This is a genomic window from Verrucosispora sp. WMMD1129 (assembly GCF_029581255.1).
GTDB classification, from domain to species: Bacteria; Actinomycetota; Actinomycetes; order Mycobacteriales; family Micromonosporaceae; genus Micromonospora; species Micromonospora sediminimaris.
Window position 1 is genome coordinate 5309489 of sequence record NZ_CP120741.1, and the last position, 14759, is coordinate 5324247.

Annotated in this window: 10 protein-coding genes; 7 read left to right on the top strand and 3 right to left on the bottom strand. The window is 72.8% G+C overall.

What is annotated here, in order from left to right; translation table 11 throughout:
• Positions 1–74: 74 nt before the first annotated feature.
• Complete coding sequence (locus tag O7624_RS24830) at positions 75–923, bottom strand: GNAT family N-acetyltransferase (RefSeq protein WP_282237455.1); 849 nt, start codon at positions 921–923, stop codon at positions 75–77.
• 147 nt (positions 924–1070) lie between these two features.
• On the opposite strand from O7624_RS24830, the gene gltB reads away from it, so the two are divergent.
• The 7 genes from gltB to O7624_RS24865 all read left to right on the top strand — a co-directional run bounded on the left by gltB (position 1071) and on the right by O7624_RS24865 (position 12975).
• Positions 1071–5792, top strand: coding sequence for a glutamate synthase large subunit (gltB, locus tag O7624_RS24835; RefSeq protein WP_282237456.1), 4722 nt, complete (start codon positions 1071–1073; stop codon positions 5790–5792).
• Positions 5785–7287: a glutamate synthase subunit beta gene (locus O7624_RS24840; RefSeq protein WP_282237457.1), complete on the top strand. Its 1503-nt coding sequence runs from the start codon at positions 5785–5787 to the stop codon at positions 7285–7287. Before gltB ends, O7624_RS24840 begins: the two co-directional genes overlap by 8 nt.
• 181 nt (positions 7288–7468) lie before the next feature.
• Positions 7469–8269, top strand: coding sequence for an SGNH/GDSL hydrolase family protein (locus tag O7624_RS24845; protein WP_093401518.1), 801 nt, complete (start codon positions 7469–7471; stop codon positions 8267–8269).
• Positions 8270–8432: 163 nt separating this feature from the next.
• Positions 8433–10970 (top strand): FtsK/SpoIIIE domain-containing protein, encoded by a 2538-nt coding sequence (locus O7624_RS24850; RefSeq protein ID WP_282237458.1) that lies wholly within the window; start codon positions 8433–8435, stop codon positions 10968–10970.
• 3 nt (positions 10971–10973) lie between these two features.
• Positions 10974–12023: a hypothetical protein gene (locus O7624_RS24855; protein WP_282237459.1), complete on the top strand. Its 1050-nt coding sequence runs from the start codon at positions 10974–10976 to the stop codon at positions 12021–12023.
• A 225-nt stretch (positions 12024–12248) separates the two neighbouring features.
• Complete coding sequence (locus O7624_RS24860; protein ID WP_093401516.1) at positions 12249–12512, top strand: DUF6244 family protein; 264 nt, start codon at positions 12249–12251, stop codon at positions 12510–12512.
• Positions 12513–12537: 25 nt separating this feature from the next.
• Complete coding sequence (locus tag O7624_RS24865; RefSeq protein WP_282237460.1) at positions 12538–12975, top strand: hypothetical protein; 438 nt, start codon at positions 12538–12540, stop codon at positions 12973–12975.
• A 13-nt stretch (positions 12976–12988) separates the two neighbouring features.
• On the opposite strand, the gene O7624_RS24870 is transcribed toward O7624_RS24865, so the two are convergent.
• Positions 12989–14089, bottom strand: coding sequence for a J domain-containing protein (locus O7624_RS24870; protein ID WP_282237461.1), 1101 nt, complete (start codon positions 14087–14089; stop codon positions 12989–12991).
• A 172-nt stretch (positions 14090–14261) separates the two neighbouring features.
• Positions 14262–14759 carry an RloB family protein gene (locus tag O7624_RS24875; protein WP_282237462.1) on the bottom strand — a complete coding sequence of 166 codons (498 nt, stop codon included), beginning with the start codon at positions 14757–14759 and terminating at the stop codon, positions 14262–14264.

The window sequence follows — 14759 nt, forward strand, 5'->3', positions numbered from 1 at the left end:
CAAAACTTCTTGATCAACCGGGTGGGTGCGTGATCAACCCGGGTGGGTGCGCGGTCAACCGGGTGGGCGTGCGGTCAACCGGGTGGGTGCGCGGGGGTGGGGGAGGCGATGCAGGCGGTGCCGATGCGGCGGAAGCCGACGCGCAGGTAGACGCGGGCGATCTCCTCGCTACCGGCGGAGAGGAACACCAGGTCGGTGCCGGTGTCCAGCAGGGCGCGGGCCAGGGTGGCGGTGACTGCCGCGCCGAGCCCTCGACGGCGGGCGGTGGGCAGCGTGGCCACTCCGGCGATCTCGGCGACGTCGCCGACCCGCAGGGCCATCCCGCTGGCCAAGGGGCCCTCCGTCGGGGTGCCGGCCAGCGCGGACAGCCGGCTGCCGTCGGCGATACGGGACCGTTCCTCGTCGACCGCCGCCGCGTCCAGCCCGATCATGGCAGCGTCGCGGTCGGCCGGTCCGGCCTCGCCTCGTCCGGTGCCGGGGGCGGCGAATCCGACCGCCGCCACGGCCCGCCGGGCGGCCACCGCCGAGTCGAAGTCCTCGTCCGCCGGGTCGAGCAACCGCACCGGTGCGCCCAGGTCCGCCGGGTTCGGCAGGGCTGCCGGATCGAGCACCATCAGCGGAGCTTCGAGGACGCACAGGCCGCCCGAGCGGGCCACCGCCAGCAGCGCGGGGGTGGTGTCGTGCACCCATTCGAGGGCCTCGGGTAGACCGAGTTCGCGCTGGCGCGTCCGCACCGCCGACACGTCGGCGAGAGTCGGTGACCCGGTGCCGTCCCGCCGTGGCCGGGCGTAGAACGGCCATCCCGGGCCTTCCCGGACGAACAGCACCAGACCGCCGTGATCTTCCACACGGGCCGCGTCCCGGGGCACCGCGTCGTAGAACCGTTCCAACCGGTCGAGGAGGTCGGTACGCTCGGAATCCACGGCGCGAGACTACATGTCCCAGACTCTGGACGGTGTGATCAATCTGCACTGGCCTTGCGTGCCGGGCCCTAACGTAGACTCAATAGTCCGATACAGGGCCGACGTCGTCCCGACCATGATCCAGCCTGAGCGACGACAGGAGGCCCGGTGGCCCTTGCGTACCCACACCGCCCCCAGCCGGCGCCGCGAGAAGGCCAGGTAGCGTCCCCTGCCGGCCTCCATGACCCCGCGTACGAGCATGATGCGTGCGGCGTGGCCTTCGTGGCGGACCTGCACGGCCGGCGCTCGCACACGGTGGTCGCCAACGGCCTCGGCGCGCTGTGCCGGCTGGACCATCGTGGTGCCCGGGGCGCCGAACCGAACACCGGTGACGGCGCCGGCATCATGATCCAGGTGCCGGACGAGTTCCTGCGCGCGGTGGTCGAGTTTCCGCTGCCTCCGGCCGGCGAGTACGCCACCGGTCTGGTCTTCCTGCCCGACGACGCCACCGCCGAGGCCCGTGCCCGGCAGGTGGTCGAGAAGTACGCCCTGGTCGAGGGGGCTGAGGTGCTGGGTTGGCGGGACGTCCCGATCGACCCGAGCGACCTCGGTGAGACGGCGCTGGCGGCGATGCCCCGCATCCGTCAGGTCTTCCTCGCCGCGAAGCGGCTCACCGACACCCCCGCCGGTCCGGCCGGTGCCCCGCTGGCCGGTGTCGAGCTGGAGCGGGTCGCCTTCTGCGTACGCAAGCAGGCCGAACGGGAGACCGCCGAGCGGGGCGTGCCGGCGTACTTCCCGTCGCTGTCCGGCCGGACCATGGTCTACAAGGGGATGCTCACCCCGGACCAGCTGCCCGCGTACTACCCGGATCTCACCGACGAGCGGGTGGCCAGCGCCATCGCCCTGGTGCACTCCCGGTTCTCCACCAACACCTTCCCGTCCTGGCCGCTGGCGCACCCGTACCGCTTCATCGCCCACAACGGCGAGATCAACACCATCCGGGGCAACCGGAACTGGATGCAGGCCCGCGAGGCGCTGCTGCGTACGCCGGACCTGCCCGGCAACATCCGGCGGGTCTTCCCGGTCTGTACCCCGGCCGCCTCCGACTCGGCCAACTTCGACGAGGTCCTCGAACTGCTGCACCTGGCCGGGCGCAGCCTGCCGCACGCGGTGCTGATGATGATTCCGGAGGCGTGGGAGAACGACCCCGACATGCGCGCCGACAAGCGCGCCTTCTACCGGTTCCACGCCAGCCTGATGGAGCCGTGGGACGGCCCGGCCTCGGTCGCCTTCACCGACGGCGAGATCGTCGGCGCGGTGCTCGACCGCAACGGTCTGCGTCCGGGCCGCTGGTGGCAGACTGCTGACGGCCTGGTGGTGCTGGGCAGCGAGGCGGGCGTCCTCGACCTCGACCCGGCTGCCGTGGTGGCCAAGGGTCGGCTCCAGCCGGGCAAGATGTTCCTGGTCGACACCGTCGCCGGCCGGATCGTGCACGACGACGAGATCAAGACCGAGTTGGCCGCCGCCCAGCCGTACGCCGACTGGCTGCACGCCGGGCTGATCGAGATGGACGACCTGCCCGCCCGCGAGCACGTCGTCTACACCCACGACTCGGTACGCCGCCGTCAGCAGACCTTCGGCTACACCGAGGAGGAGCTGAAGATCCTGCTCGCGCCGATGGCGCGGACCGGCGCGGAACCGATCGGCTCGATGGGCACCGACACCCCGATCTCCCCGTTGTCCACCCGGCCACGGCTGCTCTACGACTACTTCCATCAGTTGTTCGCCCAGGTCACCAACCCTCCGCTGGACGCCATCCGGGAGGAGTTGGTGACCAGCCTGGCCACCACCATCGGCCCGGAGGGCAACCTGCTCGATCCCGGCCCGGCGAGCTGCCGGCAGATCGTGCTGCCCTACCCGGTGATCGACAACGACGAGCTGGCGAAGATCCTCTGTATCGACGAGGACGGTGACCTGCCCGGCTTCAAGGCGGTACGGGTCTCCGGGCTCTACCGCATCCGCGACGGTGGGGCCGGGATCCGAGCCCGGCTGACCGAGATCTGCCGGCACGTCTCCGAGGCGATCGAGGACGGCGTACGGATCCTGGTGCTCTCCGACCGGGACTCCAACGCCGACCTGGCTCCGATCCCGTCGCTGCTGCTCACCGCGGCGGTGCACCAGCACCTGGTGCGGGAGCAGACCCGGACCCAGGTCGCGCTGATCGTCGAGTCGGGCGACTGCCGCGAGGTGCACCACGCGGCGGTGCTGATCGGCTACGGGGCGGCGGCGGTCAACCCGTACCTGGCCTTCGAGTCGGTGGAGGACATGATCTCCACGGGCGCGCTGGCCGGGGTCGAGCCGCGGGCCGCGATCCGCAACTACGTCAAGGCGCTCGGCAAGGGCGTCCTGAAGATCATGTCCAAGATGGGCATCTCGACGGTGTCGTCGTACTGCGGCGCACAGGTCTTCGAGGCGGTCGGGCTGGACACCCGACTGGTCGAGCGGTATTTCCGGGGCACACCGAGCACGATCAGCGGGGTCGGCCTCGACGGCATCCACGCCGAGGTGGCCGCCCGGCACGCGCTGGCCTGGCCGGCGGCCGGCGCCGAGGCGGTCGACCTGCTGCCGGTGGGCGGCGAGTACCAGTGGCGCCGCGAGGGTGAACTGCACCTGTTCAACCCGGAGACGGTCTTCCTGCTCCAGCACGCCACCCGCAGCCGCCAGTACGACGTCTTCCGCGACTACACCGCCAAGGTCGACGAGCTGGCCGCGCGGGCTGGTTCGCTGCGCGGGCTGTTCCGGCTACGCAGCGGCGTGCTGCCGCCGGTGCCGATCGAGGAGGTGGAGCCGGCCAGCGAGATCGTCAAGCGGTTCGCCACCGGCGCCATGTCGTACGGGTCGATCTCGGCCGAGTCGCACGAGACCCTCGCCATCGCGATGAACCGGCTCGGCGGCAAGTCCAACACCGGCGAGGGCGGGGAGGACGTCGAGCGGTTGCACGACCCCGCCCGCCGTTCCGCCGTCAAGCAGATCGCCAGCGGTCGGTTCGGGGTCACGAGCGAATATCTGGTAAACGCCGACGATCTCCAGATCAAGATGGCGCAGGGGGCCAAGCCCGGCGAGGGTGGTCAGCTGCCCGGCAACAAGGTCTGGCCGTGGATCGCCCGTACCCGGCACGCCACCCCCGGCGTCGGCCTGATCTCGCCCCCGCCGCACCACGACATCTACTCCATCGAGGACCTCGCCCAGCTGGTGCACGACCTCAAGTGCGTCAACCCGGCCGCCCGGGTGCACGTCAAGCTGGTCAGCGAGGTCGGTGTCGGCACCGTCGCCGCCGGGGTGGCCAAGCTCAAGGCCGACGTCATCCTGATCTCCGGCCACGACGGCGGCACCGGCGCGTCTCCGCTGAACTCGCTCAAGCACGCCGGTACGCCGTGGGAGCTGGGCCTGGCCGAGGCGCAGCAGACGCTGCTGCTCAACAAGCTGCGTGACCGGGTGACCGTCCAGGTCGACGGGCAGCTCAAGACCGGCCGGGACGTGATCGTGGCGGCGCTGCTCGGGGCCGAGGAGTTCGGCTTCGCCACCGCCCCGCTTATCGTCTCCGGCTGCATCATGATGCGCGTCTGCCACCTGGACACCTGCCCGGTGGGCATCGCCACCCAGAACCCGGTGCTGCGCGAGCGCTACACCGGCAAGCCCGAGTTCGTGGAGAACTTCTTCCTGTTCCTCGCCGAGGAGATCCGCGGCTACCTGGCCGAGCTGGGTCTGCGCAGCATCGACGAGGCGATCGGGCGTACCGAGCTGCTCGACGTCGCACCGGCGGTCGAGCACTGGAAGGCCGGTGGGCTCGACCTCGGTCGGGTGCTGCACCTTCCGGAGCTGCCCGAGGGCGCGGCCCGACGCGGCGTACGCGCTCAGGACCACGGCCTTGAGCTGGCCCTGGACAACGAGCTGATCGCCCTCGCCGAGCCGGCGCTTGGCGCCACCGGTGCCGACGAGTCGGTGCCGTTGGTGCGGGCCGAGGTGGCGATCCGCAACGAGCACCGCAGTGTCGGCGCGATGCTCGGCGGTGCGGTCACCCGCCGCCACGGCGGTGCCGGCCTGCCGGCCGACACCATCGAGTTCACCCTGCGCGGCACCGCCGGGCAGTCCTTCGGCGCGTTCCTGCCGCGCGGGGTGACCCTGCGCCTGCACGGCGACGCCAACGACTACGTCGGCAAGGGACTCTCCGGTGGCCGGCTGATCGTCCGGCCGGACGCGGCGGCACCGTTCGTCTCGGCCGACGCCGAGGCGGGCGGCCGGGCCGAGGATCAGATCATCGCCGGCAACACCATCCTGTACGGCGCCACCGCCGGTGAGGTCTACCTGCGGGGGCGGGTGGGGGAGCGGTTCGCGGTCCGCAACTCGGGCGCGGTGACTGTCGTTGAGGGTGTCGGCGACCACGGCTGCGAGTACATGACCGGCGGCACCGTGGTGGTGCTCGGTCCGACCGGCCGCAACTTCGCCGCCGGCATGTCCGGCGGGACGGCGTTCGTCTGGAACCTCGACCGACGCCGGGTCAACACCGAGCTGGTCGACCTGTCCGCGCCGAGCGAGGCGGAACGGACCCGCCTGCACGAGCTGGTGCAGCGGCACTTCGCCGAGACCGACTCGGCGATCGCCGAACAGCTGCTCAAGCGTTGGCCGGAGGCGGTGGAGGAGTTCACCGCCGTGGTTCCCCGGGACTACCGCCGGGTGATGGAGATCATGCGGGCCGCCGAAGCCGCCGGCCAGGACGTCGACGACGCGGTGATGAGCGCACTGGCGGCACCGGGGCAGCCGGCCGCCGGCTCGGCCGCGCCGGTAGCCCCCGCCCCGCGGGCGGTCGCCCAGGAGGTGGCTCGTGCCTGACCCGAACGGTTTCCTGCGTTACGGCCGGCGGCTGCCGGCCCGCCGGCCGGTGCCGGTGCGCATCAGCGACTGGCGGGAGGTCTACCCGCCGGCCGGCGAGGGACTGATCCGCGAGCAGGCCACCCGCTGCATGGACTGCGGCATCCCGTTCTGCCACGACGGCTGCCCGCTGGGCAACCGCATCCCGGACTGGAACGACCTGGTCCGCACCGGCAACTGGGACGCGGCCGTGGAGTCGCTGCACGCCACCAACAACTTCCCCGAGTTCACCGGCCGGCTCTGCCCGGCGCCCTGCGAGGCCGCGTGTGTGCTCGGCATCGCCGGTGGCGCGCCGGTCACCATCAAGCAGGTCGAGGTGGAGATCGCCGACGCGGCCGCGGCCCGGGGACTGCCCCCGCGTCCGGCGCCGGCACCCTCCGGTCGGTCGGTCGCCGTGGTCGGCTCCGGGCCGGCCGGGCTCGCCGCCGCGCAGCAGCTGGCCCGCGCCGGTCACGCCGTGACCGTGTACGAGCGCGACGACGCGATCGGTGGCCTGCTGCGGTACGGCATCCCCGACTTCAAGCTGGAGAAGCGGCACATCGACCTCCGGATGACGCAACTGCGCGCCGAGGGGGTCGACTTCCGGACCGGGGTGAACGTCGGGGTCGACGTCACCGCCGAACAGCTGCGCGCCCGGCACGACGCGGTGCTGCTGGCCTGTGGCGCGTTGCAGGGCCGGGACACCGACACACCGGGACGGCAGCTGCGTGGCGTACACCAGGCGATGGCGCATCTGGTGGCGGCCAACCGGGTGGTCGCGGCGGCCGGCGAGGGCCAGCCGGCGCTGGCCACCCTGCCGGACGGTACGCCGATCGACGCGGCCGGCAAGCACGTGGTCATCATCGGCGGTGGCGACACCGCGGCGGACTGCCTGGGTGTGGCGCACCGGCAGGGCGCGGCCGGCGTGCACCAGCTCGACCTGTATCCGCAGCCGCCGCGCGCCCGGGACGAGGGCCGCGACCCGTGGCCGACGTGGCCCTGGATCCTGCGGGAGTACCCGGCCCACGAGGAGGGCGGCGAGCGGGTCTTCGCGGTGGCGGTGCAGGAGTTCGTCGACGACGGCACCGGTGCGGTGCGGGCGGTGCGGATCGCCGAGGTGACCGTCGAGAAGCGCGACGGCCGGCGGATCGTCACGGCGGTGCCGGGCACCGAGCGGGAACTGCCGGCCGACCTGGTGCTGCTGGCGATCGGCTTCGAGGGCACCGAGGAGCAGCCGTTGCTGGCGCAGCTCGGGGTGGCCCGGAACGCGCGGGGCGCGGTCGACTCCCGGGCGGACTGGCAGACCGAGGCCGACGGGGTCTTCGTCGCCGGTGACATGCACCGGGGTGCGTCGCTGATCGTCTGGGCGATCGCCGAGGGGCGGGCCGCCGCCGCGGCGATCCACACGTACCTCGACGGCGTCGGCGCCCTGCCGGCCCCGGTCCACCCGGCCAGCCAGCCCCTGGCGGCCCGCTGACGGCCAGCTGCCGGAGAGGTCTCGACGAGGCCGCGTCCACGCGGGACGACCGCGCGGACGCGGCCTCTCCTTAACGGCTATTCACTTTATCCAGATGTTTCGATAGCATTACCGACCAGTAACAACCCTTGGCCACGCGCGCGGCTCTCGGGCTCCACCACCACCCCCGTGGAGGTCCGTCATGCCCCACCGTCCGTTGGCCCGCGCCCTGACCGCGCTGGTCGCCCTCCTCACCGCCGCCGTCGGCGCGCTGGCCGTCCCCGGCGTCGCCCAGGCCGCCGCCCCGATCCACTACGTCGCCCTGGGCGACTCGTACTCCTCCGGCGTCGGCGCCGGACCGTACGACCTGTCCACCTGCCTGCGCAGCCAGAAGTCGTACGCCCCGCTCTGGGCCGCCGCCAACAACGTGGCCAGTTTCCGCTTCCCGGCCTGCGGCGGCGCCGTCACCGCCGACGTGCTCGACAACCAACTGGGCGCGCTCTCCGCCACCACCACCATGGTCACCATCACCATCGGCGGCAACGACGCCGGTTTCGCCGACGTGATGACCGACTGCCGGTTCGGCAGCACCTCCACCTGCACAAACGCCGTCAACGCCGCGAAGGCGTTCGCCACCGGCACGCTGCCGGCCCGGCTGGACCGCACCTACGCCGCCATCCGGGAACGGGCCCCCAACGCCCGACTGATCGTGCTCGGCTATCCACGGCTGTTCGAGACCCGCTACTGCGGACTGCTGGCCATGAGCACCTACAAGCGCACCATCCTCAACGAGGCGGCCGACGTCCTCGCCACCGTGACCGCCGACCGGGCCGCCGCGGCCGGCGCCACCTTCGCCGACACCCGACCCACCTTCGCCGGTCACGGCGTCTGCGGCGCCCAGCCGTGGATCCGGGACGTCACCGGGGTCATCGAGGCGTACCACCCGAACGCCGACGGCTACCGCTACGGCTACCTGCCGGCGCTCAACGCGGTCACCGGCTGACCGTACGCCGCGGCCGACGGTCCGGTTCGGGCCGTCGGCCGCAGCGCGTCAGCACCCGGCCGAGGCGGCGGTCCGACACGTCCGGTTCGGACACGTGCCGGTGTCGCCGCCGTCCGTTAGGGTTTCTGCGACCAGGCGGCGCTCGGCGGCGAAGGGCAGGGGTGTGGGCAGGCTCGCGTCGGCGTACGAGCAGGCGGTCGCCGCTCACCGGGCGGCCCGCGCCCACCTCGAATCCGCCCGTACCGCGCTGAGCGCCACCCCACCATCGGCCACAGTGGTCGACACCGACCTGCTGGCCCGGCTGGCCCGGGTCGGTGCCGCGCTGGCCACCCCGACGCCGGGCACCCCACTGGCCCGCCGACCCGTCCCGGTACGTGTCGGGGAGGCGGTCACCGCCGGCGGCGGCTTCCCGGTGCTGCTGCCCCTGGGCGCCGGGCACCACCTGGCGATCGACGGCGACGCCCGCCAGCCGACGGTCGCCGGCCTGCTCCGCGCCCTGGTGCTGCGGCTGTTGGCCACCGCCGCGCCCGGTGGTGTCCGGGTCGCCGCGCTGGACACCGCCGCCCTCGGCGCCACCTTCGGTCCGCTGCGACCGCTGCTCGACGCCGGAGTCGTCGACCCGCCGGCCACCACCGAGGCGGAGGTCACCACGCTGCTCGACGCCGCCGAACGGCACGCGCGGGCCGCGCGGCAGGCCGACCGACCGGACCAGGACCTGCTGGTGCTGGTCGCCGCCTCCATCCCCGCGCCCCGCGAGGCCGCCCGACTGGCCGCGCTCACCCACGCCGGCCCCGCCGCCGCCGTCTGCGTGCTGCTCGCCGGCTGGCCGCCGGCCGGGCCGGGCGAGTCCGCCCCACCGCTGGGCGCCACCACACTGCTCCGACTGACCGACGGGTACGCCCGGGTCGGCGACCCGCCCGGCACGCCGTTCAGCGCCGACGGCAGCGGACTGGCCGCGCCGGTGGTCCTCGACGGCGACCCCCCGCCGGCCTCCGTCGCCGCGCTCGCCACCCACCTGGGCGAGGCGGCCCGACGCGGCGAGGCGGTCGGCTTCGCCGACCTGCTGCCCGGGCAGCGGTGGGGGCTCTCCGGCCGGGCGGGCCTGCGCACCGTGGTGGGCCGCGCCGGACGCGACCCGTTCCCGATGGCCTTCGACGACGCCACCCCGCACTGGCTGGTCGGCGGGCGTACGGGCGCCGGCAAGACCGTCTTCCTGCTCGACGTCCTGTACGGCCTGGCGGTCCGCTACTCGCCCGCCGAGTTGCAGCTCTACCTCCTGGACTTCAAGGAGGGGGTCAGCTTCACCGAGTTCGTGCCCACCGAACGCGACCCTTCGTGGTTGCCGCACGCCCGCGCCGTCGGTATCGAGAGCGACCGGGAGTACGGCGTGGCGGTGCTGCGCGAGCTGCGCCGCGAACTGCACCGGCGGGCCACCGCACTCAAGCGGCACGGCGTCACAAAGCTCGCCGACCTGCCCGCCGACACCCCGGTGCCCCGGATCGTCGCGGTGATCGACGAGTTCCACGTGCTGCTCGCCGGCAACGATCCGCTGGCCCGCGAGTCGGCGGACCTGCTGGAGGAGTTGGCCCGCAAGGGCCGCTCGTACGGCGTACACCTGGTGCTGGCCAGCCAGAGCACCACCGGGATCGAGGCGCTCTACGGCCGCGCCGAGGCGGTCTTCGGGCAGTTCGCCCTGCGGGTGGCGCTGCCCGGCGGCGGAGGAGTCCTCGACCACCTCAACGACGCCGCAGCGACGCTGCCGGTCGGCTCGGCCGTGGTGAACACCGCCGCCGGCGCACCCGGCGCGAACACCGTGATCCGCTTCCCCGACGCGCACGCCGCAGCCGACGAGTTGACCCGGCTGCGTCACGAGCTGTGGCAGGCCCGCCCGGCGGGGGCCCGCCCACCGTCGGTGTTCCGCGGCTACGACACCGCCCGCGTCGAGGAGGACGCCACCTTCACCGGGTTGCGCCCCGGCGGCCGGCGTCCCCTGGCGTTGGTCGGCCGGACGGTCGACGTGGACGGCACCACCGCCCTGTTCATCATGGACACCGCCCCCGGCCGGCACCTGGCCGTGGTCGGCACCTCGTCCGCCGGGGCCGAGGTGCTGCGGGCAGCCACCCTGAGCCTGGCCCGACAGCATGCCCCCGGCGAGGCGGTGTTCGTGCTTGCTCCGCTGGTCGCCGCCGCCGACCCGGCGGCCGACGACACGGCCGCCACGTTGGCCGCCGCCGGGCACCGGGTCCAGCGGCTCGACGCCGCTGCCCTACGCGACCGGATCAGCACCCTCGCCGCCGACGGAAGCGGTGACCGGCCCGCGCGCAGCTATCTGGTGGTGTTCGGGATGGACGCCGCCGCCGGCCTGCTCGGCGAGAGCGACCCGACCACGTTCCGCTCCGGCCACGACGACCTGCGGGTGCTGCTGCGCCAGGGGCCCGGCCACGGGGTGCACCTGCTCGGTTGGTGGCGCGGCCTGCGCCGGCTCGCCGACGACCTCGGCGGTACGCAGAACCGCGACGACGTCGCCTGCCTGGTCGCGCTGAACGTGCCCGGCTCTGATCTCGGCCTGCACCTCGGCGTGCACGACCTCGCATACACCCCCCGCGCGGATCGGGCGCTGCTGGTGGACCGGCATGACCAGCGGGTCCGGTTGATCGTGCCGTTCGCCCGCGACGGTCACCCCTCCGACGGGCAGGAGTGAGGCGTGTCCACCTTCGACGAGTACGCGGCGCTGGCCCGTCACCTCGCCGTGCAGCAGCGCGCCGGGGAGCAGGGCGCCGCCGCCGAGGCCGAACGGCAGCGGGATCTCGGCGCCGCCGTGGAGTACCTCGACCGGCGGCTGACCGCGCAGGGGCAGCGCCTTGACCACCTCGGCCGCACCATTGGCATCGCACCGGGCGGCCCGAGCGGCACCGCACCGACCGGTGCCACGCCGGGCGGAGTCGTGCCCGGTGGTCCGCCTCCCGGTCCGCCCCCGCCCGGCGCGCCGATGTCCGGCCCGCCGGCCCCACCCGGCGCACCGGTGTCCGGCGCACCGGTGTCCGGCCCAGCCGGGCCGTCGCCGACCGGCGCACCTGTGTCGGGCGCACCGGCCCCGCCCGACCAGTCGTGGCGCGGGGCAGCGGTGTCGGGCCCGCCGGGTCGGCCGCCGGGTCTGCCCGGGTACCCGGGCGGCGGGTGGGGACCGGGGACGGGGTCGGACGGCGGCGCAGCCGCCGCCCCGGGGCGGCCGGATGTCGGGGCGTACTCTCCGGTTGGGGTGGGACAGACGGGCCCGGCGCTGCCGGTGGCCGTGAGCGCGACGGCGGCTGGGGTGCCGGCCCCGCGCGCCGGAGCGGTCGACCCGGCGACGGAGCTGGAGCTGGCTCGGCGGTGGGCCGACGAGGCCGACCGGCACGGGCAGCAAGCCGAACTGCTCGCCCAGCAACCGGCGCTGTTACCTGGCTGGTCGTCGCGGGCCCGAGCGGTCGCGGTCTACGCCGGTGCCGCCGGCATCGCCGCGCTGCTGTTGCTGGTCCTGACGTTCGGCTGGAGCCTCGGCGTGGTCGGGTTGGGCACCCTGCTCGCCTGGATGCTCGCCGGCCTGCCCGCCATGGCGCTGATCGGCGGCTGGCTGGTGCTCGGCCGCTGGGGGCGGCCGGCCGTCGGCGCCGCCACCCCGCCGCGCCATCCGGTCATGGGTTTCCTGATCTGCTTCCTCGCGGTACCCCTCGCCTACTGCGGCTACCTGCTGCTCTTCCGCGTGCTGCGCTGACCCCGGAGCCGGTCCACCGAATCGTCGGCACGGCGGCTGGCGGGACGAGGCGAAACGGGGGGTGGGTGCAGTTGTTGTCGCCATGACAGCGACAGATGTACCCACCCTTGGCGGTGTGGCGCGTTCGGGTGGTCGCGATGCGTGTGTGGATCTCGTACGCTCCTGTGTGGTCGCTGCTCGTGGGCAGGCGGCGACGCCGGGGTGGTGCGATCGTGGGGAGGGCGTGTGAGCGCAGCGGAGATGATCGCCAGGCTGGCGGCGGCGGCGCAGAAGCTGGACGAGGCGAAGGCGAAGACAGCGGCGGCGGCGCAGGACGCGGCCGAGGCCCGCCAACTCGTCGCCGGGGCCCTTCAGGGTGTCGCCGCCGGGCCACTGATCAACATGATCGACTCGTACCGGCAGGCGCTCACGCAGGCGGCGCAGGGGCACGAGCCCGCCCGGCAGCACGTCCAGGAGACGATCGCCAAGGTACGGGCGCTTGGTAACTGAGTCGGAAACCGATCGAGGCGGTGGGATGAGCAGCGGCGAGAGGCGGGACGGCGGGCTGCTTGACGGTTTCCACATCGGGCAGGTGCCGGCCGGTGTCGGCGACGAGGTGTCCGACTTCGCCACCGAGTGGGGCGACGTACGCTTCGCCAGCCGGGTCTGGGAGCGGCAGACGCCCGAGGGGCATCGCGTGGATCTGCGGGTCCACGTGCTGCGCGGGGACCGGCTGGTCGACGTGACCGCGCTACGGGACTTCCTCTGCGAGTATCACGAGCGCGACCCCGCCGAGTGGCACCTGAGCGAGTTCCCGCAGGGTGACAGCGCCGGTCTGCACGACGGTGTCCAGGCGTTCTGGCTGGTCGAGCCCGGCGTCGCGGTAAACGTGCTGACGCTCCCGGAATTCAGCGATGCGCTGCTGCCGACCGCCCGGTCCATCCAGGCCGGTGACAGCGGGCCGCAGGAGTGACGAGGCTGGCCGCTCAGCGCAGCCACCGTACGCGTTTCTCGACGTTCCGGATCACCCTGCGCCACGCGATGCTCGCAGGCCCCGAATTCATGGCGTCGAGCCGACGCCGTGCGCCCCATCCGGCGAGTGGTCGGTCGGCGACCCGCATCAGATCGTCGAGAGTGTCGATCGCCGATCCGACGCGCAACACCTCCAACGCCTCGGTGATCCCGAACGCCTCCGCTATGTCCACCAGGAGATCGCGGTTGGTGATGAAGAGTCGGGGAACCCAGTCGGTCACCGGGCGCCTGATGCTGTAGAGAATCAACCCGAAGTCGTACGACCGATCGTCGCCGACGCTGATTCCGGCCTTGAGGATCGAGTTCATGAACTCGTCCCAACCGCCAACGGCGGCCAGCTCGTGGGAGCTGGTCTCGGTCAGGTACCGGTGCAGCGTCTCCTTGGCGCGGAACAGGAGCAGCTCGCCGTCGGCGCCGGGAAAGAAGACCACAGACTCCTGGTCTTCGGATCGAGCCAACAGCGTGTAACCCTCGGCGCCATCCGACAACGAGATGGTTATCGGTTCGATGGTCAGCGGTTCCGGTAGCTGCGCCGGCTGGTACCGGGGATGCGTCCACCGGGCGCGGGGATGCTGGTGCTCGCGTGCCTCCCGCTCGCGTATCCGCGCCAGCCGCTCGGCCTCCGCCCGCTCGCGCACCTCGCGCTCGCGGGCTTCCTGCGCGCGTGCCTCGCGTGCCGCCCGCTCCCGGGCCCGTCGTTCGTCTGCCGCCCGCTCCCGGGCCTCCTGTTCACGCGCCTCGCGTTGCTGTGCTGCCCAGTCGCTGGCCCGCTGCCCACTGCCCGCCCGCTGGTGCGTCGCGCGTTGCTGTTCCTCGGCCTGGCGGGCCTGGCGCTCGCGGGTCTCGCGTTCCCGAACGTCGGTGAGCAGTTTGTACGCGTGGTTGATCTGCTGCATCTGCCGGGTGGCTTCGGCGCGCACGTTCTCCGGGCTCGACTGATGCTTGTCCGGGTGCCAGACCTGCACCAGGATCAGGTAGCGCTCACGAATCTGCGCCAGCGACGCATCCCGGCTGACGCCGAGAAGCACGTACGGATCCTGCTCGTTCCGAGACATCGATTCGCCGGATCCTCATGAGTGCTGACCGCGTCCGCCGGTGATGCTAACAGCACCCGTCGATACGGAGGATCCGGCCGCCGCCGCAAGAATGGAGCGCTCTATCATGGACCAAAGCCAAAGATCACAGAGGCTGACGTCTGTGCAAACACCGGTTGATGAGGCGTCCAGATCAACGCTGTAGTGCGGCGACAAGCTCACCAACTGAGGTGGAGGGATTTCCAGCGGGTGGTGGATCGAGTCGCGCTGCCCGCCGGCATGCGTCGGGGACGCCGCTGCGGAAGCTGTCGAAGTCGAGCAGCGTCTTGTCCCAGTGGGGGAGGTGCTTACGGAGCAGGTCCCGGGCCTTCTTGGCGTTCTCGACATAGCCGGCGTGGTGACACAGATGGAGTAGCAGCCACACCTCGAAGCAGGGGTTGGACCAGGCAAGCCGTACCCCCGACCGCTGTGCCTCGGCTGAGGCTTCCTCGGGTGGGTAGTGGTCGACGTCGCACACGGCCCATGCCTCGTCGTAGTCGTTGTCCCGCTGCCGGCGGCCCGTGCCGCGTACCAGGTCGGTGGGGGAGCCGCGTTCCACTGCGACTGCCACTTTGGCGCTGATCCACGGTTCGCGCTTCAGCGCGTCGAAGTACGTCCGCTCGGTCGATTCACCGTTCGTGGTGATCAGCAC

Coding starts and splice junctions, on each gene's coding strand:
- O7624_RS24845 (WP_093401518.1), top strand. CDS start 7,469: ATGCCCCACCGTCCGTTGGCCCGCGCCCTGACCGCGCTGGTCGCCCTC.
- O7624_RS24865 (WP_282237460.1), top strand. CDS start 12,538: ATGAGCAGCGGCGAGAGGCGGGACGGCGGGCTGCTTGACGGTTTCCAC.
- O7624_RS24870 (WP_282237461.1), bottom strand. CDS start 14,089: ATGTCTCGGAACGAGCAGGATCCGTACGTGCTTCTCGGCGTCAGCCGG.